The 1,508-nt window shown below is 52.7% G+C and carries 2 pseudogenes; both read left to right on the forward strand.

The window, feature by feature from the left end:
* Positions 1 to 79 precede the first annotated feature (79 nt).
* A pseudogene (locus tag WAO31_RS03800) lies at positions 80 to 1,211 on the forward strand (IS3 family transposase).
* 55 nt (positions 1,212 to 1,266) lie between these two features.
* Positions 1,267 to 1,404: pseudogene (locus WAO31_RS03805) on the forward strand (IS6 family transposase); the annotation flags it as partial.
* Positions 1,405 to 1,508: the final 104 nt, after the last annotated feature.

The raw sequence follows: 1,508 nt of genomic DNA on the forward strand, positions 1-1,508 counted from the left end.
ATACTAGCCTTTGAGAGGTGGTCGCGGAATTTCGGACCAGTTGTTAAGGTGGATCGCATGAAGAAAGTGACGATCCAAAATGAAGAAACGAAAGAACCATTCGCCAGAAATTAAAGCCAAGGTTGCGCTTGGAGCGATCCGTGAAGAGATGACGTTTGCGGAACTGTCCAAGAAATATGGCGTCCATCCCACTCAGATCGGGACGTGGAAGCGCGCTGCGATAGAAAACATGGCGACGGCCTTTACCCGTAAAGGTTCAGCGTCTGAGCAGGTGAGCGCCGCTGACGTCGACAAGCTGCATTCCAAGATCGGCCAGCTTGTTGTGGAACGGGATTTTTTGGCGGACGCCTCGCATCAGTTGCTCGGGACGCGAGGCAAAAAATGGTGAGCCGGGATCATAAGTTAAGTATGCGCAAACAGTGCGAACTGTTGCGGCTGTCGTGATCACGTCTTTACTATCAGCCTGTCGGCGAAAGCGCTGAGAACCTGCGGTTCATGAAAATAATCGACAAGCAGTTTTTGGAAACGCCGTGGTATGGATCACGCCAAATGGCGCGTTACATGAAGCGGCAAGGCCATAAATGCGGCAGTCATCGTGTCCGCAGTTTGATGCGTCTGATGCGGTTGGTGCCAATTTATCAAGAACCCAACACCAGCAAGAAACACCCGCAGCACAAGATCTGGCCATACCTATTGAGGAATACGGTCATCGACCGCCCGAACCAAGTCTGGTGCGCGGATATACCTACATTCCGATGCGGCGCGGTTTTTTGTACCTTGTCGCCATCATGGATTGGCACAGCCGGAAAGTTCTGAGCTTGCGGCTATCGAACAGCATGGACGCAGACTTTTGCGTTGAAGCTCTGAACGAGGCCATTGCCAAGCACGGTACGCCAGAAATCTTCAATAGCGTCCAGGGCAGCCAATTTACCAGCGGCGCTTGGATCGATGTACTGGTCGACGCAGACATCAAGATCAGCATGGTTGGCAAAGGAGCGTGGCGTGACAACTGGATGATTGAGCGGTTGTGGCGGTCGCTTAAGTATGAATGTGTTTACCCGAATGCCTTTGAGACAGGTTCAGAAATGCGCGCCGGGATCGGAAAATGGCTGACCTACTACAACTCCGAGCGCCCGCACTCGACCCACGGCATATTGACCCCCGATGAGGCCTATGACAGCAGAACCGTACCAATGAAATTAGCAGCCTAAATGAACCCCTGATCCATCTTAATAAGGCTGCAAACTGGTCTAAAATCTAGGACCACCTCTGCTCGGCTTCAAAGCGTTCCATTCTGCGGCTGCAACGCTAGCTGGCATCGAAACCGCACACATGATCCGCAAGGGACAGCTAGGCCAAATAGGGCACTTACCCTTCAAGCAGTTCGCCGCCCTCGCAGGATAGATGTGTCCAGCGCCTACACACATTTATGCAGTACGAAACTTTGCGACAGAACCTTTGAGGGGCGTGGTAGCCCCAGTTCCACGAACGTTTCGCGCCGAAGGTTA

It is taken from the genome of Rhodoluna sp. (genome assembly GCF_049276775.1).
Lineage (GTDB): Bacteria > Actinomycetota > Actinomycetes > Actinomycetales > Microbacteriaceae > Rhodoluna.